We start from the raw sequence: 21,481 nt of genomic DNA on the forward strand, positions 1-21,481 counted from the left end.
CGTGCTGAGGCCTGCACGCCGCAGGCGCCGCCAGCGCCAGGGAAGCTCTCATACTCAGCTTGGGGAGCTACAGTAGCAATGTGAGTTATCGAGAGCTGTACTCCCAGCGTCAGGAGGTCGTCGGCGAACTTATCGCCGACTGTGACTAGCCGTAGTCGCATCACCGAGCCCATTCGTGCCCTCGGTGATCGTCTCAGTCACCCACTCTTCGTGTGCGTTCTTATGCGCACGCTCGAAAGGCATACTCATGCAACCCCTTACCGAGGCGTACCTGCGTACGTCGCTGATCAATGCTTCGCGTCGCGAGTCATCTGAAATGCAGGTGACCGACGCCATCCTTGCGCTGCAAGAAGCCGACTGGGAACAGCTCGATTATCTTGGTTGGCGTGATCCCAAGTTTGTTCGTCGCGCGTACGTGATACTTCCGCGACTGGATGAGGCTCCCGCGGGCGTTCTGCTGCAGCAGGCCGAGGCGAGCCCCAGGTCGAGAGCGATGTGTAATTGGTGTCGCGACGTTCGGTTGCCGAATGATGTCGTGTTTTGGAGCGCGAAACGTGTTGGCGCTGCGGGACGCAAAGGCAACACGGTTGGAACGTTGATCTGTCGCGACTTTCAGTGCTCGCGTAACGTGCGTAATGATCCGCCCCCGGCCTACGAAGGATACGACGTCGCCGCGGCGCGTGAACGTCGGATTGACGATCTGGTGTTGCGCGCGACCGGTTTCGCGGAGATGCTCATTTCCGGTCGGTAGGTCGATACCTGCCGGAACAATAACGGTCGCACCACCGAAGATTCGCTGAGCGTTTCGAGAGACCGCTAGAGCTGGGCACCCGAGCGCTTATACGCTGTATGGGTGCCCAGCTCGGCGAGCTCTGGCGCGTGACCACGCTGGCGTGCAGCGATGAGGAGGGGCGTATGTCTCAAGTATTCCCAGTAGGGTTCGCGGACTTCCGCGATGGGCAGCAAGTGGGTAATCCCTGGGTGAGTGGTGCCGCGCCCACGGAAGACATTGCGGTTGTTGATCCGCGTCCTGAATGGCAGGAACGCTTTGCAAAGGCCGCCGCTGATATCCGTGATATCCTCGGTGATCGGGTGCAGGAGCTGCACCACATTGGCTCCACGGCGGTTGCAGGGCTTCCCGCAAAGGATGTTGTCGACATCGACCTCATCGTTGTCGACGCGTCAGATGAAGCCTCGTACCTGCCTGAGCTTGAAGCGCTCGGCTATGTGCATACGGTTCGTGAGCCTGAGTTCGAAGAGCATCGCATGTTGCGGGGCCTCGATCCGCGTGTGAACCTCCACGTCTATGGTGTTGGTGCTGCGGAACCAGCGCGACACCTACCGTTCCGTGACTGGTTGCGCGAACACACGACCGACCGAGAACTCTACGCCGAGCGCAAACGCGAGGCCGCAGGCGAGGCAACCAACTCGGTCGTGACCTACAACGAGCGAAAGCAGGCGGTCACCCGAGAGATCTATGCCAGGGCATTTGCTGGCGTAGGGGTTCCGATTGCGGATCGCGCGCTTGCGCCGAAGCAACTGCCCGCGTTGCCAGCCGAGGTGCGAGGGGCGCGGATCCACTGGCGTGCACTGACAGCTGATGACGTAGACCTCGTGCAGCAGTTGGTCGTGGCGTCTGGTCGCGTCGACCACCCAACCGAGGTGTATTCACGAGCGTCGATCGCGCTCGGTTTCAAAGGCGACAGATTCACTCTCGCAACTGACACGATCGTTGGTCTGAACAACGCAGGCGAGGCGATTGCCTATGGCGAGGCCCACCTTGGTGATACTGCGGAGACAGAGACCGCGATATCGCTTGACGGCACTGTGCATCCTGATTGGCGCGGGGAGGGTGTCGGGCGTGCGCTCATCGCATGGCAGGAGGCACGAGCTCGGCAGCTGCTCGCGGAAACTGGGAGTGATCTTCCGGCAATGCTTGATCTTGGTGCTCGAGAAGAGAACCTTGGTCATCTGGCGCTCTACCGGGCCGCCGGTTTTCAGCCGGTGCGTTGGTGGATGGAGCTCTGGCGACCGCTGGCAGAAGAAATTCCAAGCAAGCAGCTCGCGGAGGGCGTCACGATCCGCCCACTCACGAGCGAGCTGTCTGAGGCGACTCGCATCGCGATCAATGACGCGTTTCGTGACCATTGGGGATCGCAGCCCACCACCCAGGAAGAGTGGAACGATTGGCACGCCCTCGACGAGTTCGCTGCGTCACTGTCACGCATTGCGGTGGTCGGAGACGGCACAGATGAGCGCCCGTTCGAGGTCGTTGGCGCGGTCCTCAGCATGATGGATGAGGCTGAGTGGGAGAAGAACGGTGGACCGTTTGCCTACATGGCCACCATTGGCGTGGTGCGTGCGTGGCGTGGCAGGGGGCTCTCCTCCGCGCTCATCACTGAGACCCTGCGTGCTTACAAGGAAGCGGATCTTCAGCACGCGGCGCTGGACGTCGACGCGGCAAACCCGAGTGGTGCGTTGCAGATGTACACGAAGTTCGGGTTTGCGCCGCGTGATCGATCCATCACCTATGCGAAGCGTGCCTAGGGGGGCGTCACTGAGTCAACTCACTCAAGCTCGGTCAGAAAGCCACGGTATCCGTCGAGTGCCTCGGGCGCCAGGAGCGCGCGCGGCCAAAACACCGCCGTGGCGAGTGCGAGGGGCTCATTGCTGTCAATGATCGGGCGCGCCATCGAGTGAACGGCATCAACGCGAAGCACGCTGAGATCTGCCCCAAAGATCTCACGATAGACAGCCTCGGTCTCAGCCACATCAACGTTGCGGTCGTGTTCGCCGACGAGCAGCAGGATCGGAATGTGAGCCGTCGCTGATTTGGCAAGATCCTCGGTCGCATCAGCGTACATGTTGCGCGCGACGAAGGCCCAGCGGTCTGCGGTCATGGGCGGATCATCCTGAGTGACGGCAAGATACTCCTCGTGTGATGCGCCACGCTCAAGCATGGCCCGGGTCTCGTCGCTTGCCTTGATGGCGGCCGTTCGTTCCTGCGGGGTAGCCGAAGAATAGTCGAGCTCTGCGAGTAGATTGAACCGGCCCTGATCGAGCCAGTTGATTGCTGTGCCAACGGCGACAACCCCATCGATGTCGTCTCGCTGGTGAACCACCTGGGGGAGCACCCATCCCGCTTGACTCGCGCCCCAGAGCACGATGCGATCGGTCGGGATATTATTCTGCGTCTTCGCCCAATCGATGACCTCGCTTACCTCGGTCGCGCGATCGGTGAGAGACTGATCGAGCCAGTTGCCTGCTGATCCGCCGACGCCCCGCTTGCTCCACGAAATGGTGGCATAGCCAGCATCTGCTGCGCTTTCGAACCATGGCGCATACAGGCCGTCGTGCGTCGCTGTGACTGCGGCATCACCGTGCACGATGATTGCTAGCCCGCGCGGATCACCTTCGCGAGGAAGGGTGAGGACGCCTTCGAGTTCACCAGAGGGGACCGAAATGCGCAGCTGTGTCTCGGTGAAGCGGAAGTGGTTACCGATGAGCACGGCGCCGGTGCCGAGGATTCCGACGACAACGATCGCGCTCACGACGATCTTCAACCACTGCATTACTCTCTTTTTGCTCACGATCGTACTCTAGATGATACCATTTGAGAAATGGTAGCGGTGGTCACCCAGGCTGTTGTTGAGCATGTATCCCATTCCACACGAACGTGACAATTTTGATACTCTTCTTTCATGGCAGCGACCGTTATCGACTTGGGCTTCACCGACGCCGAGCGTGAGCGCATCGGTGAACTGTACTGGCAAGCGTTCTCACGCAAGTTTCGGCATGCGTTCACTGACGCCGACCAGGGGTTGCGTGTCATGCAGCAGCTCATGCGCGCGGATCGTGTGCTCGTCGCGCGCATCGGTGGTGAAGTCGTAGGCATGTGCGGCTTTCAGCTCGCTGGTGCAGGAGCAATTGATTTCACCTGGGCAGCTTTGCGACGTGTGCTTGGCAGGTGGCAGGCGATCCGCGCACTCGTGGTCTGTGGCGTGCTTGCCCGCGGAGAACAGGCGCAGACGCTCGTGCTTGATGGCATTTGCGTCGCGGCAGACTGGCGCGGGCGGCAGATTGGCACCAGTCTGCTGCAGGCTGCGAACGCGCTTGCGGCCGAGCGTCACATGCGTGCGGTGAGGCTGACCGTCATCGACGCCAACCCACGCGCAGCAGCACTGTACCGACGCGAGGGGTATCGTGCTGTCTCAGGTGGTTCGCTACATGGACTCGCGAGCGTGTACGGTTTCGATGGGTACACGGTTATGGAGCAGGAGGTGCGTGGATGACGCCAAAAGTTTCGCCGCGCACGGTGATCGAGGCCTTGTTGCCTGCCGCGGGCGCTGTTGCGTTAGGCGTCGTGTATGACACCGCGAACCTTGCGGGGATAGCCGACCAGCCCCTGCGGCTTGCACTCCGCCGAGCAATCGGTGCGGGCCAGATAACGCAGACGGGTCGGGGTCGGTCGGGCCAGATCTCTCTCACCGCGGAAGGCCATCTCGCGCTCGAACGTGACCGGCAGGCGCTGCGATTGCTCAGCGCGCAAGACGCAGGAGTCGCCCCGTGGGATGGTGAGTGGCACCTGTACAGTCTGAGTGCTCCTGAGCGTGAGCGTGCGGTGCGCGATGCTTTCAGGCGTGAAATGCGGTCACTGGGCGCCGTCACCTGTGCGACTGGCCTCTACGTCACCCCACATGATCTTGACGAGCTTCTTTCGCCCGCCACCGAACCCTATGTTGTGGCAGCAACCGCGCACACGTTTGTGGTGCGAGGTCTGCGTGATCCGCGCGCGATTGCAGCAAAGCTCTGGCCAGCAGCTGACACGATGCCGGCCTATGTGACGCTCGCTCAAGAGGTCGAATTGCTGCGCCAAGAGCCCAACCTCACGCTGCGCAGACTGTATTTGGCTGATGCGCTTGAGCGTGCCGTGCGCGAGGATCCCCTGATTCCTGCTGAGCTGCGTACCGAGGCGTGGTCGCCCGTTGAGATTCGACGGGCATGGCGTGAGTGTTGGAACGCGGCAGGTGATGCAGCGGAAGGCGCCGGACCAGAACTATTCGCTGGCTGGGATCTCGACGATTCCGCAGCTCAGTAGGGGCCACACAGTCGATTGCGACAACACGCGGCGAGTGAAACTCTCTGATGAGCGGTGGCGTCAGCCTTGCTTTGGCGCCGGTCTGGCCAAGTTTTAAGTTGCAAAACGTGGCTAAACCCAGAATTACAAGTGACGCGTAAATCAGGGGTCTACAAAGGGATTCATACGGGACGCCTAAGCCAACATTGTGTGTTACACACAGTCTTGATTGTTTGGGGTGTGATTATTTTGGAAAGAATCCGGGAAATACATAGACTTCTTGCTGCCCGTGCGAAGACAACAAATGTTGGAACGCGCGGCTGAATACTTTTAGCTCCTCGAAAGGGTCATTGATGCGCCTCCGTGGTATTTCCTCTGCTTCTATCCTCATCGGTGCGCTCGCACTTACCGGCGCACTCGCTGGCTGCTCAGGCGCGCCCGCAGCCCGCGATGCTGAGACCCGTGAGGTCACCGAGGCTGGCGAGGACAGCGTCTTCGCGATCCGCGTTGGTGACTGCACCAACGACATTGCGAGCACCGAGGCAGACGTGCTTCCCGTCGTGCCGTGTGCAGAGCCGCACGACAACGAGGTCTACCACGCGTTTGATCTCGAAGATGGCGAATGGCCAGGCGAAGACGCAGTCATGGCAGCAGCAGAAGAGACCTGTGTGGCACAGTTCGAACAGTTCGTCGGCGTCTCGTACGACGCGTCGGAACTCGACTGGTGGCCCATGTCGCCGACTCAGGGCAGCTGGGAAGGCCTGAACGACCGTGAGGTGTACTGCCTCGCATACGACCCCGCTGGCCTCGTCGAGGGATCGCTCGCTGGCGCTGGTCGCTAAGAAACTCGCTCAGCCGCGCTCAGGTGAGCGCAATGCAAAGCTGTGAACGGCAACGGCCGCGGCTCAGGTACACACCTGGGCTCGCGGCCGTTGTTGATTTCAATGGTGAATTAGCGCGGGACGACGATGATGCCGCGGTACGCCGGGTCACCCCAGCGGGTGATGAGATCGATACCAGCGAGCGGAATTGGCAGCGCGCTCGTGTCTACCCAGCTTTCGCCGTGCTCTTGCTCGACCCACGGGTCTGAGATGACGATGCTGTCGCCAATGACGTCGTGTGCGAGCACCCAGTGCGGTGCGGCATCTTGAATGAGTGGCTCGAGCGCAATGAGCAAGAATACGTCGTTGCCAGCGGCGACGAGATCGCGGATCTCTTCGGTCGACGCCCACCGGCGCTCAACCTCAAGCCCGAGGGTCTCAGCGGTGCGAAGCGACTCCTCTTGCAGCTGTACGCGAAGCTTACGCTCGTAGAAGTCGGTGTACCACTCGAGCAAGACCGGGCCCTCAGCACTGAGAATCACGCGAGGCTTGCGCGCGGCGTCACCAGTGCGAGTAAGCATTTCTTCTGCGGTCGTGACCGCGAGGCCAACAGGCTCGCACGCCGGCATGTTCGTCGCACGCCGCCAGAAATCGAGTTCAACCGTGTGGTTATCGGTGCCGTTGTCACCGAGGTCGCCGAGGTTGTGCTCTTCGAACATCATGAGCGAGGTCACCGCGCCACAAGTGACGTCGGTGGTCTGGCCGTAGTACGGCACTGCGTGAGTGGGCGCCGCGCCAAGCCACAGTGACCAACTGCGGGTGTACGCAGGGTCTGCTGGGCGGGTGCTTGGCACAGAGGGCAGCGGGTCAGCGTCGCGGGTGAAACCGACTGCCTCAAGTGCGGATCGGACAGCCGCGGTCAGCGGAGCCTGCGCGGGATGCTCTTCGAAGCGGATCACGATCGGCTCAGGCTGCGCAGCATCATCGGTTGCGACGCGGTCATGACGTGCTGCCTCGAGTGCTGCCTGCGCGGCAGCCGCAGCGTGCTCACCCGCGGCAGTCGAAACGAACAGGTCAACGATCTTGCGGTAGGCAGTGTGTGGGCGGCCAGCAGTAAGCGCGGCTGCGAGCACTGTGCCATTGGCATCAGTAACCGTCACGGTGCGGGGCGACCAGTGGTCGCGCTCGATCGTCCAGAGTGCAAAGCGATCTGCTGCGTCTGCCACGGTGAGCTCGGCGGGTGCCACCGAACCTGAGACGACGGTTGTGGTGAGTGACATACCTTTAGTGCTCCTTCGAAGCTGTGGAGGACGGTGCAACTGCGCTCGCCGCAACGCTTTCGCGTTCTGCCGCTGCAACGAGCATCTGCGTGTACGGGTGCGCGGGAGCCCGGAGCACCTGTTCGGTTGCCCCCGACTCAACGATGTTGCCTGACTGAAGTACCACTGTACGGGCGGCGACCCTGGCAACGACTCCGAGGTCGTGCGTAATGAACAGAATTGCGAGGCCAAACGAATCTCGCAGGCGTGTGAGCAACTCAAGGATCTGCGCCTGTACCGAGACGTCGAGCGCCGAGACACTCTCATCGCAGATAAGCAGTTCGGGGTTTGGCGCAAGCGCACGAGCGATGGCAACGCGCTGCCGTTGCCCACCAGAGAGCTGCGCTGGGCGACGCGACGCGAACGTCGGGTCCAGCTCGACAAGTCGCATGAGTTCATCCAGGTCTGAGGCGGGGCGGCCGACCGCTGCCAATGCCTCGATGAGTGAGCGACCGATAGTGAAGGCCGGGTTGAGCGTCGAGTACGGATCTTGGAAGACAATCTGCATCTCGCCAGGCTTGCGCCCACGACGACCTGCAGACAGCTGTCGGCCACCGAGCGTCACCGTGCCAGCGTCTGGCACGTCGAGACCCGCGATGCAGCGGGCAAAGGTGGACTTGCCTGAGCCTGACTCTCCAACGAGCGCGACAATCTCGCCAGCGGCGACATCAACCTCAGCGTTCGACAGCACGGTGCGTGACCCGAAGCGCTTTGCGATGCCGCGCGCGCTGAGCACGGCGGGCGCGGTGGGGCTGACGGATCCGCGCCCATCGCCCGAATCAGTGACCGAGGGGTTCGCTGCGAGCAACGCGCGCGTGTACGCGTGCCGTGGATCGGCAAGCACTGCATCGGTGCGTCCGCGCTCGACAACCTCGCCACCGCGCATGACGACGAGTTCATCGGCGCGACCCGAGACGATGCCAAGGTCGTGGCTGATGAGCAACACGCACATGTCATGCTTGCGCTGCAGCTCGCGCAGCAGGTCGAGCACCTCGCCCTGGTTGCTCGCGTCGAGCGCGGTCGTTGGCTCGTCAGCGATGAGGAGTCGCGGTTCTGCAGCAAGCGCGGCGGCGATTGCCACGCGCTGCCGCATGCCGCCAGAGAGCTCACTCGGGAAGCGCCGCGCAACCTCCGCTGGCAGGTGCACCTCTGCGAGACGCCGGGTGACCTCGGTTGCGAGTTCGGCTTTGCTGAGCTTGGTCCCTGCGTGACGTGCACGGGCGCGGATCGTCGCAGCGATCTGCTCCCCACACCTGATGACGGGGCTCAGGCTCGTGAACGGATCTTGGAGCAGGAGCACGACACGTCGCCCGCGGATATCTGCCCAGTCAGACTCGGCGGTGCTGGCGAGGTCGAAGCTGTCGCTGTCGATCCGCATCTCGCCCTCAGCGGCCGTCCCGCGGGGGAGCAGACCGGTGATTGCGCGCGCGGTCATGGTCTTTCCCGAGCCTGATTCGCCGATGATCGCGAGCGTGGTGCCAGCGGTGATATCGAGGTCAAGGGGCTGCACGATGGTGCCAGCTGGGCCTTCGACCGTGAGTCCGCGCACGGTGACCGCACGAGCGGCCTCGTCGCGTGTGACAGCTGCGTGGGTCATTGGATTCCCTTCGCTCGGAGGCGTTCACCGAGGTGATCGCCGAGCAGGTTCACGGCCATGGTCACCGCGATGATGAGGAGCGCCGGGAGCAGCAGCATCGACGGGTTGTCGAGCATGAGCGTGCGGCCGTCAGCGATCTGGCGGCCCCAGTCAGGTGTGCCGGGCGCGACGCCGATACCCAAGAACGACAGTGACGACAGCGTCACGAGTGCGATGCCGAGGTTGAGCATGAAGTTCGTCACGATGAGTGGCCACACGTTCGGCACGATGTGCACGTACATGATGCGCGCGGGGGAGAGCGCGAGCATCTGACCAGCTTCGACGTAGGGGCGTGGAGCCTGCTCGATGACTCCGGCGCGCACGATACGAATGTCGGAAGGCGCGAAGAGCACGATGAGCATGCCGACGGTGACCCAGTACCCGGCACCGAAGATACCGGCGACGACGATTGCGACGAGCATAACCGGCAGAGAGAGGAGGATGTCGACGATCCGCCCGATGACAGTATCGGTGAATCCGCCGAGGTACCCAGCGAGCGTGCCGAAGATGATCGCGAGGATCATCGAGCCCGCAGCAATCGCAAGGGGGCCTGCAACTGCAGAACCGGTACCCGCGAGCGTCAGCAGGAGAATGTCGCGGCCAAGCTCGTCGGTGCCGAGCGGGTGACCATCGAAGCCCATGGGGAGCAGCGAGTCGAGAATGCTCTGCTTTGTCGCCGCGTCTTGCAAGAACGGTGAGACCACCGCGAGCACGGCGACGAGTGCGAGGAACACCAGTGAGATGATGACCACCGTGTTGCCGCGGCGCTTGCGGCCGAGGCCAGCCTGTGAGAACTGCGCCTGCGAGAGCGAGGTAGTGGGGCGAATCATGCGCTGAGCTCCCTTCCTCGCACGCGCGGATCGAGCAGCAGGTAGCTGAGGTCCACGAGAATCGTGATGATCGCGATCGTTGCCGCGATGAGCAGCGTCAGCGCCTGTACGACGGGCAGGTCCTTGAAGAGCACCGACTCTTGCAGCAACGAACCGATGCCAGGCAAGGAGAACACCGTCTCGACGATGATCGTGCCACCCACGATGAAGGTGAGGATCAGGCCTGCGCCCGTAATGATGGGGATCGCGGCTGAGCGCAGCGCAATGGTGCGCACCTCTCGTTCGGAGAGGCCACGTGAGCGGGCAAACGTGACCGCGTCACTGCCGAGCTCGCGCAGCACCGCGGCGCGGGTCATGCGCATGAGAATCGCGCCGATGCCTGAGGCAAGCACGATCGCGGGAAGGGTGAGATGCCAGAGCACGTCGAGTGCGCCCTTTCCGCCACCGTACGCGGGGAAGAACGGAATGAGCATCGAGAAGAGGTACAGCAGCAAAATCGCGAGTGCGAATGACGGCGCCGAGAGACCGAGGAGCGCGAGCGCGCTCGTCAGTCGGTCGGTTGCCTTGCCCTCACGTGCAGCGGCAATGATGCCGAGAGGAATCGCAGTCACGACAGCGACGATGAACGACAACAAGACGAGCGCAACCGTGCTGCCCAACCGGTCACCAACGACCGTGGTCACCGGCTGCTGCATGCGGATCGACTCACCAAAGTCACCCTGCAACGCAGCCCACAGCCAGTCGAAGTACCGCACGAGGAACGGATCATCGAGGTGATACTGGGCGCGGATCGCAGCAACCGCTTCTGGTGAAGCAGGTCGGTTGCCGAGCAGGTTCTTCACGATGTCGCCCGGCGCAAGGTAGACGAGCGAATACGTGAGGAACGAGATGAGGAGCAGGATCACGAGTACGCCGAGCAGGCGGACCGCAATCGTGCGAGCGAGCGCACCGCCCACGGCGCCGGAGCGTCGGGGCGGTGCGAGGGTGACGGCAGTGGCGTCCGTCTGGGTTGTGCTCATACGCTGTCGGGGTCTGACTTACTCAGCCGCGTAGAGCTCTGCGCCCCACGGTCCGATGAAGGAGTACGGCGAGAAGTCGGTGAGGCCGACGTTGCCAGAGAAATAGGTGAGGCTCTGGCCCCACCACAGCGGCGCGGTCACGGTCTCAGCAGCGTTGAGTTCTTCGAGCTGGAGGAGCAGGTCGATGCGCTCCTTCGGATCGGTTGCAGCGCCAGCAGCTGCGACGAGCTTTGCGGCCTCTTCGCTTTCGAAGTGGTTCGGGTTTCCTGGGCCAACCAGGTAGCTGTTGATCTCTGCAGGGTTGCCGGTCGTCGGCAGGTACCACATGAAGCCGAGCCCGTGCTCGCCGTCGCCGACGGTTGCGAGCCACTCTTCGATGGGAACCTCGCGCACCTTCACGGTGATGCCGATCGTCTTGAGGTTCTCTGCGAGCGACTGTGCCGCGGTGCCGAGCTGCTGACCGGTGTTCGGGTAGGTCAGCTCGGTCGTGAAGCCCTCTGGCACTGACGACTTCGCGAGGTATTCTGCGGCCTTCTTGAGGTCGAAGCTGTGCGACTTCACTTCGCCGAGTACCTTGCGAGCCTCTTCAGGCGAGTACACCTGGCTCAGGGTCTCTGGCGACATGATGGTGTTTGCTGGTTCACCGTAGCCGCGAAGCAGCTTCTCAACGATGGCGTCGCGATCTGCCGCGCTTGCGATAGCCGCGCGCACATTCGGGTCATCGAACGGAGCAACGGTCTGATCGAACTGCAGGCCGACGTATGAGAAGTCATTGAGCGCCTCGACGCGGCCGCCGTCAATCTTTTCCCACTGGCTCACCTGGGTGAGGGGAACGTTGAGCGCGATATCGAGATCGCCCTTCTGCGCGGCGAGCAGGCGGGTGTTTTCATCAGAGATGAAATCGACGCGGATCTCCTTCGCCTTGACCGGGTCACCCGTCCAGTGCTCGTTCGGCGTGAGGAGTGCGTGCGAATCGGGTGAGAACTCGGTGACCTGGTACGGGCCGCTGCCCATCAGGAGCGAGGTGCTCGTACCGAGCTTGTTGTCGTGTTCTGCCGCGTACTTCTCGGACGTCACCACGAGCGCGCCAGCACTCGAGAGATTCGCGAGGAACGCTGCCTCAGGTGCCTTCGTCTTGACGGTGACTTCGTTGTCGCCGGTGACCTCTGCCGAGGCGAGACCCGTCAGGTAATAGTTGGTGCCCGGCGCTGCTGCGGGATCCGCCGCATTCTTCAGGCTGAAGACCACGTCTGCCGGGGTGACAGGGTCGCCGTTCGCGAACTTCGCGTCTGCGCGCAGTGTGAAGACGTAGGTGGTGTCGTCTGGTGTCGTCCATTCAGCCGCGAGAGCAGGGACGATCTCGCCCGTTGTCGAGATACCGACGAGGCCCTCTTGCACGGTCGCGTTGAGGTTGTAGTTGAGAATTCCGGCTTCCTGCGTGATCGACAGGTTCGCAAGCGAACCGGGGAAACCGACGGTGACCGAGTCGAGCTGCTTGCCACTGTCAGCGGGAGCGGCATCATTGCCACCTCCGGCGCTGCCACAGGCAGTCAGCGCGAGTGCGGCAGCAAGCGTGCCAGCAATTGCGGCGCCGCGCAGGGCTCGGCCGCGGCCACGGGAAATCGAGGGGAGGGGACGCATGGGGCTCTCCATTCACTGAGTCTGTGCGCATGAGCCTACAGAGTGAAGAGCCCCCATGCCCCATTAGATTTCGTCGGGTTACTTATTGCTTCGCGTGATGTGTGTTGCGCCGCCTTGCGGAACGGCGCGCCCGGGGCGAAAAATTGCCCCGGGCGGAGCCTGAGATGCGCCTCGTTATGCGGCAGGAAGCCGCTCGCCCGCACGTACCGGGATGGTGAGATCGTTCTCTGCCGGGGTGAATGGGCACGTCGTGTTGGGGTTGTACGCGAACGGCGGGTTCGTCGCGCGGTTGAAGTCGAGCAGCAAGGTTCCGTCTGGCTGTTCTTGTACGTCGAGGAACCGCACAAACTCAAAGGTTTCGCTGCCTCGCGTGGCGTCAGTGAAGTGGACGCGCAGGTTGCCAGGAGAGCCAAAGAGCGTGAGTGCGTGCTCCTCGCCATCGACCTCGAACACCGCCTGACCGGGAGAGTCGAAGTACTGCTTCGCGCCGGGAATCGCGCAGTTCACCTCGATGCGTTCACGGGGGAGTGACTCGAAGCGCGCAGTGACCGCCCACGCAGGATCGGCGGCAAACGTTGCAGTTCCCTCATATGAGACGCGGATCTCCGATGCCGGATCTTGCGGGCGCACCGAGATCCGCCCACTGCGTTCTGCAACCAAAATCTTCACGTCGCCCCAGGTGAGCAACGTTGCACCCTGCTCTTCGAACGGGCCGAGCGTGATCGCGCCAACCGCAGGCTCGCCATTGTGAGCAACGCCGTCAGCCGCCGAGAACTCGACGGTCACGACGCCGTCAGCCGCAGCGCTCCAGACACCGGGAAGGCCCGGCAGCTCCGTTGGTTCAGCCGTCAGCCAGTGCAACGCCGTCATGCTCAGCGGCCCGTGGGCGCTCGTGCGGCCCGCCTCAACGGTGTCGTGCCAAGCTGCGTGCTCGGTTGCGAATGCTTGCGGGTCCTGTGCTGACATGGGGAATCCTCTCGCTGCTGCTTGTGTACCAGTATTGTGATCCGCGCCCCTGAACGGAACCCTCAGCGTCACGCGGCGACATGCGCGCTCGCCGCAGTGTGTGCTGCCGCGCTCACTGCAGCGTCAGACGCAGGAACGCCAGCCGCGAAATCGCCGCCAAATGTCAGTGGTGCGGAGTACGCTCCAAACATCATGAGTATGCACGGCGGGCCAGCAGCACGCGGCGTCAGAGGTGGCGGTCGCGTGGCGTCAGGTGATGCCGCTGCCCAGCGTGAGCGCAACCGCGAGGCCCCGAAGATTGACCGTCTCGGTGCGCGGATCGCAGAGCTCTTCCGCCCCTACCGCGTGCCGCTCGTCATCATCATTGTGCTGGTGATCGCGGCAGCTGGGCTCGGTGTCTTGCCACCGTTGCTCACACAGCAGGTCTTTGACGTTGGGCTCTTCCCGCTTGATGGCGGCGGGCCAAACATGCCAGAGCTCACTCGGCTGCTCGTCATCATGGTCACGCTGTTCATCGTGTCGGGTGGCATTGGGGTGCTGCAGACCTACATGACCGCCCGCGTTGGCAACCGCGTGATGGGTGATCTGCGTGAGCGCCTCTTTGCGCACCTGCAATCGATGGAGCTCGCGTTCTTCACGCGCACAAAAACCGGCGTGATTCAATCGCGCATTCAAAATGACGTTGGCGGCGTTGCTGGGGTGCTGTCGAACACCGTCTCAAGCGTCATCGGCAACACCGTCACCGTGATTGCGGCCTTTGTCGCCATGCTGCTGCTCAGCTGGCAGCTCACGCTCATCGCGGTGGTCATCATGCCCGTGCTCGTCATCGCGCAGCGTCGCGTCGGCCAGGTGCGCGCACGCATCGCGGGGCGCACGCAAGAATCCCTGTCAGAAATGACGGCGATCACGCAAGAGACACTGTCGGTATCTGGGGTGCTGCTTGCGAAGACCTACGCTCGCGAGGGTATGGAGAGCGAGCGTTACGCGGCAGAGAACAGCAATCAGATCGCGCTGCAGGTGAAGCAGACGATGAGTGGCCAGGTGTTCTTCGCCCTTGTGACCGTCTTTATGTCTGCCGTGCCGGCGATTGTCTACCTCTGTGCCGGGTGGATCCTCGCGCGCGGTGGCGCAGGTGCCGTCGACATCACCGCGGGTACGATCGTTGCCTTCACCACGGTGCAAGCGCGACTACTCTTCCCCCTCACGAACCTCATGCGGGTGGCGCTCGACCTGCAAACCTCGAAGGCACTGTTTGCTCGCATCTTCGAGTACCTCGATCTCGAGCCCGCGATCCGCGATGCTGAACAGGCGCGTGTGCCATCAGACGCCGATGGCCGTGCTGGCTGTGTGGAATTCGCAAACGTTACCTTCAGCTACGACGACGCAGCACCCGACGAGCGACCAACGCTCGACGACATCTCGTTCACAGTCGGCGCGGGAGAGTTTGTCGCGTTCGTCGGCCCATCTGGCTCGGGCAAGACGACGATCGGGTCACTCATTCCACGGCTCTATGATGCGACCTCTGGTTCCGTGAAGTATGCGGGTGATGACGTGCGCGAACTGCAGCACGAGGCGCTCGTTGAACGCGTCGGTGTGGTGACGCAAGAGCCCTACCTGTTTCACGCGTCGATCGCAGACAACCTGCGGTACGCGAAGCCAGACGCAACAGACGCAGAGCTCGAACGTGTTGCTCGCATGGCAAACATCCATGACACGATTGTCGGCTTTGCCGACGGCTACGAGACGATTGTTGGTGAGCGCGGCTACCGGCTCTCTGGTGGTGAGAAGCAGCGCATCGCGATTGCGCGTGTGCTGCTCAAAGATCCGCGTGTGCTCGTGCTCGATGAAGCAACAAGCGCACTCGATACCGTGAACGAACGCGTGGTGCAGCGCGCGCTCGATTCTGCACGCACCGGGCGCACGACCATCGCGATTGCACACCGCCTCTCGACCATCGTCGGTGCCGACCGCATCTACGTCGTTTCAGCGGGGCGGATCGTCGAGTCTGGCACCCATGCTGAGCTGCTTGCTCGCGGTGGCGCATACGCGGAGCTCACCGAGCAGCAACGGTAATCTTGTGATGTGAGCGTAAAAGTCTTGGCCGTTGGCAAAAAGCACGAGAGCTGGGTCAGCGACGGCATTGCGCGCTACGAGAAGCGGCTCCGTAAGCCCTTCGACGTTGCTTGGCAGCTGCTGCCTCACTCATCTCGCGAGGGTGAGCATGCCCGCGCCGAGGAGTCCGAGCGAATTCTCGCCAAGGTCGACCGCGACGCGTTTCTCGTGCTCCTTGACGAGCGCGGCAAGAATGTTGATTCGCCGAAGCTCGCTCGCACGCTCCAGGGCGCCTTCGACGCTGGACGCTCGGTCGTGGTCGTCATCGGCGGCGCCTACGGCGTCGACGACTCGGTGCGCCAGCGCGCCGACTTCGTGTGGAGCCTCTCGGCGCTCGTGTTCCCGCACCAGCTCGTGCGTTTGATCCTCGCTGAGCAGCTGTATCGCGCGCAGGAGATCGCGGGCAACCGCCCGTACCACCACGTGTAACCAGCGCACGCGGGGCGCGGATCAGCTCCAACCCTGAAATGTCAGTGGTCCCACCTACGCTACTGACATGAACCCGATCCGCCTCGCCACGCGCCACCTGTCAGCATCTCAGTGCTCACGCGCATCGTCGCGTGTGCGCAAGCGATCACTGGCGGTGGCTGCTGCCGCACGTGGCGCCTCCGGGCGGCGAAGGTCAGTGCCAACCCCGGTGAGTTTGCCTGTGCGCGTTCCCGTGCGCGTGATTGATCGAAGTGCGCGGGCGATCGAGATCGAGAATCGGAGTACCGACCGGCTGCTCCTTGCGCGCTTTGCGCTCGCGGGCGCCGGCATGCTTGCGCTGTCGTTGCCGTGCACCCTTGAACCAGGCGACCGACTGCGGGTGATTGTGCGCGGTATTCACGATCCTGATATCGCTGATGCAGGTGGCGCAATGCTCATGCTGAGGTGGTTCCAACCCGATGGAGAGGAGCTGCTGTGGCCCATTGCGTTCTAACTGTCAAGAGCCAGTTTCACCACTAGAGGCGACACGCCGCAAGAGGGTGTGTAGAGAAACGAGATGTGAGGTCCAGTGCCTGTGGATAACTCCGAAATTGGGGCGAAACTACGCCAATTGTTCTCCCCAGCCAGAGTTATCCACCGGTGGAAAATCGGTGGATAACTACATCCTTGTAACTACATCATGTTGTGGTTGGCAGTCATGTGGTTCACTAGATGTTGTGCCTCACCGAGGTCACCGAAGTTTTTGCGAGAAGGGAAGTTCATGGCTATTACGGTCTACACCAAGCCCTCGTGCGTGCAGTGCACCGCGACCTACCGGGCGCTCGACAGCAAGGGCATTGAGTACGACGTGCTCGACCTTTCAGAAGACGAGACTGCACTGCAGACGGTGAAAGAGCTCGGCTACCTGCAGGCTCCCGTTGTGGTGACCGAAGACGGCCACTGGTCGGGCTTCCGCCCCGACAAGATCGCCGAGCTGGCAAGCCGCCTGGCCTAAGCCCGTATCTCACGGGGCGTTCTACGGCAGAGGGCACCGCGAGTTCACATACTGACTCTGGGGTTCCCCGCGCAATGGCGCACGGGGAACCCCAGAAAAGTATCGGTGCACGCTGCGCCGCCTTGAAGTTTTGAATTACCGGAAGAATTAAGACAGCGCTCCCGCGCAGATGGATGGGGAAAGTGGCAACTGACGTCGCGACCAATCACGAGTCGTCCAAGATCAGTGAGATGGATTACCACTCGCTGAACGCGATGCTGAATCTGTATGACGCAGACGGCAAGATTCAGTTCGATAAAGATCGTGAAGCTGCGCGCCAGTACTTCCTGCAACACGTCAACCAGAACATGGTGTTCTTCCATAACTTCGAAGAGCGCATGCGCTACCTCATCGACAACGATTACTATGAGAAGGCACTTCTCGATCAGTACTCGCCCAAGTTTGTTGAGCAGCTCACCGACGAGGCATATGCCCTGAAGTTCCGCTTCCCCGCATTCCTTGGCGCATACAAGTTCTTCACCGCTTACGCGCTCAAGACCTTCGATGGTAAGCGTTACCTCGAGCGCTTCGAAGACCGCGTCGTAATGGTCTCGCTCGGTCTTGCGCAGGGCGATGAGAACCTTGCACGTGGCTACATGCGTGAGATGATCGCTGGTCGTTTCCAGCCTGCGACCCCGACCTTCTTGAACCTCGGCAAGGCGCAGCGCGGCGAACTCGTTTCGTGCTTCCTCCTCCGCGTCGAAGACAACATGGAGTCGATTTCGCGCGGCATCAACTCGTCGCTGCAGCTCTCGAAGCGTGGCGGTGGCGTTGCGCTCTCGCTCTCGAACATTCGTGAGGCTGGCGCACCGATCAAGAAGATCGAGAACCAGTCGTCTGGCATCATTCCCGTCATGAAGCTGCTCGAAGACAGCTTCAGCTACGCAAACCAGCTCGGTGCGCGTCAGGGTGCTGGTGCGGTGTACCTCTCGGCACATCACCCCGACATCATGAAGTTCCTCGACACCAAGCGTGAGAACGCTGACGAGAAGATTCGTATTAAGACGCTGTCGCTCGGCGTTGTTGTTCCCGACATCACCTTCGAACTCGCAAAGCGCAACGAAGACATGTACCTCTTCTCGCCGTACGACGTCGAGAAGGTCTACGGCGTTCCCTTCGGCGACATTTCGGTGACCGAGAAGTACTACGAGATGGTCAACGACGCTCGTATTACGAAGAGCAAGATCAGCGCACGTGTCTTCTTCCAGACCGTTGCTGAGCTGCAGTTTGAGTCGGGCTACCCGTACATCGTCTTCGAAGACACCGTGAACCGCGAGAACCCCATCAAGGGCCGCATCAACATGTCGAACCTCTGCTCTGAGATTCTGCAGGTCAACACTCCGACGACCTACAACGAAGACCTGAGCTACAACGAGATCGGCAAGGACATCTCGTGCAACCTCGGTTCGATGAACATCGCCACTGCGATGGACGGCGGCAACCTTGCTGAGACCGTTGACCTCGCGATCCGCTCGCTCACCGCAGTGAGCGACATGAGCTCGATCTCGTCGGTTCGCTCGATCGAAGACGGCAATGCGAAGTCGCACGCTATCGGCCTTGGCCAGATGAACCTGCACGGCTACCTCGCACGTGAGCACGTGCACTACGGTTCGCCTGAGGGCATCGACTTCACGAACATCTACTTCTACACCGTGCTCTTCCACGCGCTCACCGCGTCGAACAAGATCGCGATCGAACGCAAGCAGGTCTTCGGTGGCTTCGAAGATTCGAAGTACGCTTCGGGTGAGTTCTTCGACAAGTACACCGAGCAGGCTTGGTTCCCCGAGACTGACCGTGTTGTTGAGCTGTTCGCAAACGCTGGCGTTGAGATCCCGACCCAGGAAGACTGGCTCGCGCTCAAGGCAAGTGTCATGGAGCACGGCATCTACAACCAGAACCTTCAGGCGGTCCCGCCGACCGGTTCGATCTCGTACATCAACAACTCGACCTCGTCGATCCACCCGATCGCTTCGAAGGTTGAGATCCGTAAGGAAGGCAAGCTGGGTCGCGTCTACTACCCAGCTCCGTTCATGACGAACGAGAACCTCGAATACTACGAGGACGCCTACGAGATCGGCGCCGAGAAGATCATCGACACGTACGCAGCGGCAACGCAGCACGTCGACCAGGGTCTGTCGCTCACGCTGTTCTTCAAGGACACTGCGACGACGCGTGACATCAACAAGGCGCAGATCTACGCATGGCGTAAGGGCATCAAGACGATCTACTACATCCGCCTGCGTCAGCTCGCGCTTGAAGGCACTGACATGACCGAGTGCGTCAGCTGCATGTTGTAAAAGAATTAAGGTCGAACGCGCCAACGTTCGACCTTAATAGCCCTCGGTGGTAGACCGTGAACTTCCAAAATGAGATCTTGGCTCGTTCACTCTACTACATGACCGTTTGGGGTTTCCTGATCGGGCTTCGAGGGCTTCATCCGAGCCTTTTAGGCAATTTAGTAAGTGAAAGGAAGCTCGTCTAATGAGTATTCAAATCTACGCAGTTCGTTTTGGTGGTTTCCCGAAAAAGGAGGAAACTATCGTCGCTTACCGGTGGCGGGATTCCATGGGGCGTACCGGCGATTGGGACAAGCCCACGATGATCGCTTGGCTTCAAAGGGGTAACAAAGCTTATGTGGGAGTTGGCTCCTCCCAAGTTGCAGTCCAGGTAGTGGGTACCGGGTCTGCGAAGTACGTGCGAACGGTCCCGGATCGCACTAGCAGCAACAACCTGCTCAGCCTTCAAACGTTCTGAACGAGCTACCTTGCATGGGTTTTCCTTTGGGTGAGGTGGAGGGCGTCGGTGGGCCAAAACGGGGGACAGGTTTCAAGGAAGGTCAGAGGAACACTCTCGAATGTTGTTTGAGATCACTGCGGTGCGATACAGCGGAGGCCGCAAGACCGAACAGACGATCACTCGGTACCAGCTGCGAAACCCTGAGACGGGCGTCGTGAGCGAAGCCGACAAGGAGACCCTGGTTGAGTGGGTCGACGCTGGCACCCGTGCCTACGTTGGCGATGGGCCAGAACGGGCTTGGTTGCGCGTCGTGCGCTCCTTCCAGAACTACCTCCGCACTCAGGCCGATGCGGCCGAGAAGAACAACCTCACGAGCCTCCGCGAGTTCTAACTCGCACTGTTGCTCGGCAATGTGCCGGGATCTGCTGTTCACGCAGTGGGTCCCGGCATTTTTGTGCGCGGATCCGCCCCGCCCCAACCCCCGGAGCGTTGTGCGGTGATCCACATCATGTAGGGGTTGACGGAGGTAAGAAGCACAACATATTGAACTCAAATGGTATGCGCGGCGTATGGCGTCGCGGTGCTCTGCCGAGTAAGATCAGTAGACAGTGCACGCATCCGCGCCTCGCGCTCGCGTGCCCGATGTCTTTGCGACGTCACCCTCCGTGCTTTCTCTCGAAAGGGCGTTTTGCTGGGGTGCGTCGCGCGTCAGAGAAGCAGAGGGAGCCGATGAACTTCAAGCTGGGTCATGCAGTCCAGGCGATCAACTGGAACCGCATTGAAGACGAGAAGGACCTTGAGGTCTGGAACCGTCTGGTGAACAACTTCTGGCTGCCTGAGAAAGTGCCCCTGTCGAACGACGTACAGTCGTGGGCGACCTTCACTGATGAAGAAAAGCGTCTTACCGAGCGCGTCTTCACCGGCCTCACCTTGCTCGACACGATTCAGGGCACTGTTGGTGCTGTTTCGCTGATTCCTGATGCAATCACGCCGCACGAAGAAGCCGTCATGACGAACATCGCCTTCATGGAGTCGGTGCACGCAAAGAGCTACTCGTCGATCTTCTCGACCCTGTGCTCGACGCAGGAGATCGATGATGCGTTCCGCTGGTCGGTAGAGAATACCTACCTGCAGAAGAAGGCTCAGATCATTGTCGACTACTACGAAGGCGATGACCCCCTGAAGCGCAAGATCGCTTCGACGCTTCTTGAGTCGTTCCTCTTCTACTCGGGCTTCTACCTCCCGATCTACTGGTCGAGCCGCGCAAAGCTCACCAACACTGCTGACCTCATCCGCCTTATCATTCGCGACGAGGCAGTTCACGGCTACTACATCGGTTACAAGTACCAGGTCTCGCTGGCGAAGGAGACTCCTGAGCGCCAGGAAGAGCTGAAGAATTACACCTTCTCGCTGCTCTACGACCTCTACGAGAACGAGGTGCTGTACACGCAGGACCTCTACGACGGTGTCGGCCTGACCGAAGACGTCAAGAAGTTCCTCCACTACAACGCGAACAAGGCGCTCATGAACCTCGGCTACGAGCCGATGTTCCCGAAGGAGATGACCGACGTCAACCCGGCCATCCTGTCGTCTCTGTCGCCTAATGCTGACGAGAACCACGACTTCTTCTCAGGCTCGGGCTCGTCGTACGTCATCGGTAAGGCAGTTGCTACCGAGGATGAGGACTGGGACTTCTAAGGTTGGACCGTGTAAACAGGCCCTGAAGGTGGATCTAGCTGCCTTTAGGGCCTGTTTTGTTGCGTAGTCAATGGTTCGTAGCGACACTGGCTTTACGGTTTGGGAGACGTGAACAGATTCTCGCCTTGAGGGAAGCTCGCCTGAGGCGAGCTTCCTATTGCTTA

At 61.2% G+C, this 21,481-nt stretch carries 20 protein-coding genes; 13 read left to right on the forward strand and 7 right to left on the reverse strand.

Annotation, left to right across the window (positions count from 1 at the left end; all coding sequences use genetic code 11):
* Positions 1–247: 247 nt before the first annotated feature.
* Positions 248–751: an FBP domain-containing protein gene (locus FW756_RS10715; protein ID WP_446430147.1), complete on the forward strand. Its 504-nt coding sequence runs from the start codon at positions 248–250 to the stop codon at positions 749–751.
* 164 nt (positions 752–915) lie between these two features.
* Positions 916–2,547 (forward strand): GNAT family N-acetyltransferase, encoded by a 1,632-nt coding sequence (locus FW756_RS10720; RefSeq protein WP_446430148.1) that lies wholly within the window; start codon positions 916–918, stop codon positions 2,545–2,547.
* Between the two features lie 20 nt (positions 2,548–2,567).
* Here the strand turns inward: FW756_RS10720 and FW756_RS10725 are convergent, their stop codons facing one another.
* Positions 2,568–3,572: an alpha/beta hydrolase family protein gene (locus FW756_RS10725; RefSeq protein ID WP_446430149.1), complete on the reverse strand. Its 1,005-nt coding sequence runs from the start codon at positions 3,570–3,572 to the stop codon at positions 2,568–2,570.
* A 129-nt stretch (positions 3,573–3,701) separates the two neighbouring features.
* Between FW756_RS10725 and FW756_RS10730 the strand changes: the two genes are divergently transcribed.
* From FW756_RS10730 to FW756_RS10740, 3 genes are all read left to right on the forward strand, one after another.
* Positions 3,702–4,292, forward strand: a complete 591-nt coding sequence (locus FW756_RS10730) for a GNAT family N-acetyltransferase (RefSeq protein WP_446430150.1) — start codon at positions 3,702–3,704, stop codon at positions 4,290–4,292.
* Positions 4,289–5,098 carry a PaaX family transcriptional regulator gene (locus FW756_RS10735; protein WP_446430151.1) on the forward strand — a complete coding sequence of 270 codons (810 nt, stop codon included), beginning with the start codon at positions 4,289–4,291 and terminating at the stop codon, positions 5,096–5,098. Before FW756_RS10730 ends, FW756_RS10735 begins: the two co-directional genes overlap by 4 nt.
* A 332-nt stretch (positions 5,099–5,430) precedes the next feature.
* Positions 5,431–5,919 (forward strand): septum formation family protein, encoded by a 489-nt coding sequence (locus FW756_RS10740; RefSeq protein WP_446430152.1) that lies wholly within the window; start codon positions 5,431–5,433, stop codon positions 5,917–5,919.
* A 110-nt stretch (positions 5,920–6,029) separates the two neighbouring features.
* On the opposite strand, the gene FW756_RS10745 is transcribed toward FW756_RS10740, so the two are convergent.
* From FW756_RS10745 to FW756_RS10770, 6 genes are all read right to left on the reverse strand, one after another.
* Positions 6,030–7,178 (reverse strand): peptidase C39 family protein, encoded by a 1,149-nt coding sequence (locus tag FW756_RS10745; RefSeq protein ID WP_446430153.1) that lies wholly within the window; start codon positions 7,176–7,178, stop codon positions 6,030–6,032.
* Between the two features lie 4 nt (positions 7,179–7,182).
* Complete coding sequence (locus FW756_RS10750) at positions 7,183–8,814, reverse strand: ATP-binding cassette domain-containing protein (protein ID WP_446430154.1); 1,632 nt, start codon at positions 8,812–8,814, stop codon at positions 7,183–7,185.
* The gene (locus FW756_RS10755) at positions 8,811–9,683 is read right to left on the reverse strand and encodes an ABC transporter permease (protein ID WP_446430155.1); all 873 of its coding nucleotides are present in this window, start codon (positions 9,681–9,683) and stop codon (positions 8,811–8,813) included. Before FW756_RS10755 ends, FW756_RS10750 begins: the two co-directional genes overlap by 4 nt.
* Complete coding sequence (locus FW756_RS10760) at positions 9,680–10,702, reverse strand: ABC transporter permease (protein ID WP_446430156.1); 1,023 nt, start codon at positions 10,700–10,702, stop codon at positions 9,680–9,682. Before FW756_RS10760 ends, FW756_RS10755 begins: the two co-directional genes overlap by 4 nt.
* Before the next feature lie 18 nt (positions 10,703–10,720).
* Positions 10,721–12,343 (reverse strand): ABC transporter substrate-binding protein, encoded by a 1,623-nt coding sequence (locus FW756_RS10765; RefSeq protein ID WP_446430157.1) that lies wholly within the window; start codon positions 12,341–12,343, stop codon positions 10,721–10,723.
* A gap of 174 nt (positions 12,344–12,517) precedes the next feature.
* Positions 12,518–13,309, reverse strand: a complete 792-nt coding sequence (locus tag FW756_RS10770) for a DUF1684 domain-containing protein (protein ID WP_446430158.1) — start codon at positions 13,307–13,309, stop codon at positions 12,518–12,520.
* A 198-nt stretch (positions 13,310–13,507) separates the two neighbouring features.
* Here FW756_RS10770 and FW756_RS10775 point away from each other — a divergent pair, with 198 nt between their 5' ends.
* The 8 genes from FW756_RS10775 (at position 13,508) to nrdF (ending at position 21,317) form a co-directional block, all read left to right on the forward strand.
* Complete coding sequence (locus FW756_RS10775) at positions 13,508–15,382, forward strand: ABC transporter ATP-binding protein (RefSeq protein WP_446430248.1); 1,875 nt, start codon at positions 13,508–13,510, stop codon at positions 15,380–15,382.
* Between the two features lie 9 nt (positions 15,383–15,391).
* Positions 15,392–15,850 (forward strand): 23S rRNA (pseudouridine(1915)-N(3))-methyltransferase RlmH, encoded by a 459-nt coding sequence (rlmH, locus tag FW756_RS10780; protein ID WP_446430159.1) that lies wholly within the window; start codon positions 15,392–15,394, stop codon positions 15,848–15,850.
* 67 nt (positions 15,851–15,917) lie between these two features.
* Positions 15,918–16,343 (forward strand): hypothetical protein, encoded by a 426-nt coding sequence (locus FW756_RS10785; protein WP_446430160.1) that lies wholly within the window; start codon positions 15,918–15,920, stop codon positions 16,341–16,343.
* Between the two features lie 267 nt (positions 16,344–16,610).
* Positions 16,611–16,844, forward strand: coding sequence for a glutaredoxin-like protein NrdH (gene nrdH, locus FW756_RS10790; protein ID WP_446430161.1), 234 nt, complete (start codon positions 16,611–16,613; stop codon positions 16,842–16,844).
* Positions 16,845–17,074: 230 nt separating this feature from the next.
* On the forward strand, positions 17,075–19,180 hold the full coding sequence (gene nrdE, locus FW756_RS10795; RefSeq protein ID WP_446430249.1) for a class 1b ribonucleoside-diphosphate reductase subunit alpha: 2,106 nt from the start codon (positions 17,075–17,077) through the stop codon (positions 19,178–19,180).
* 184 nt (positions 19,181–19,364) lie between these two features.
* The gene (locus FW756_RS10800) at positions 19,365–19,637 is read left to right on the forward strand and encodes a DUF3892 domain-containing protein (RefSeq protein ID WP_446430162.1); all 273 of its coding nucleotides are present in this window, start codon (positions 19,365–19,367) and stop codon (positions 19,635–19,637) included.
* Positions 19,638–19,737: 100 nt separating this feature from the next.
* The gene (locus FW756_RS10805; protein WP_446430163.1) at positions 19,738–20,010 is read left to right on the forward strand and encodes a DUF3892 domain-containing protein; all 273 of its coding nucleotides are present in this window, start codon (positions 19,738–19,740) and stop codon (positions 20,008–20,010) included.
* A 305-nt stretch (positions 20,011–20,315) separates the two neighbouring features.
* Positions 20,316–21,317 (forward strand): class 1b ribonucleoside-diphosphate reductase subunit beta, encoded by a 1,002-nt coding sequence (gene nrdF, locus FW756_RS10810; protein ID WP_446430164.1) that lies wholly within the window; start codon positions 20,316–20,318, stop codon positions 21,315–21,317.
* Positions 21,318–21,481: the final 164 nt, after the last annotated feature.

The sequence above is a fragment of the Leucobacter sp. 1207-22 genome, from assembly GCF_052850455.1.